General features: G+C 49.9%; 1 protein-coding gene. It reads right to left on the bottom strand.

The genetic code is table 11. The features are described from left to right. Positions 1 to 3 precede the first annotated feature (3 nt). A partial coding sequence (locus tag L6H65_RS26465) for an Rpn family recombination-promoting nuclease/putative transposase (protein ID WP_236347779.1) occupies positions 4 to 531 on the bottom strand: 528 nt, incomplete at its 5' end.

Genomic DNA, 531 nt, shown 5'->3' with positions numbered 1-531 from the left:
CCGTCAGTTAATGGGTTGCAGCGCCTTGATTTCTTCTATAGACAGCCCCGTTGCTTCCGCAATGGTTTGCAGATCTACGCCCCTATTCAAGAGCTTGGCAGCAATTTCAGTGCTTGTCTCTGTTCTTGCCTCCGCTCTTGCCTCCGCCCTTGCCTCCGCTTTCGCACCTTCAATACGCGACTTCTCATCGCTAAGCGCCTTCATCCGGGCATCATAAGCCATGCGCGCTGCCGCATCCTGACTTAAAAACTCCAGTGTGTCCATCGCTTTCTTCAGCATCGGCTCTTTCATCGTCAACACCTCCCAATTTGATTTGTCTACACCCTTCAAAAATAGCAGCCAGTTTACCAAACCGCCTTCCTCCAACTCCGCCGCAAATTCATTCAGCTTCGTCAGCTCAATCACATGAATCTCAATATCGTCCAAGAGCGGAATGCCGGTGTGATCCTCACGCAAATGAAAAACACTGTGGTAGCGGTTGTTGGGCAGACAGGAGTAGTTCAAGATATTGATGGTCACGCACTTCTTTAA

Source organism: Paenibacillus plantiphilus, from assembly GCF_927798095.1.
Lineage (GTDB): Bacteria > Bacillota > Bacilli > Paenibacillales > Paenibacillaceae > Paenibacillus_Z > Paenibacillus_Z plantiphilus.
Note: the sequence above shows the minus strand (reverse complement) of the source record. Positions and strands in the feature narration are given on the sequence as shown.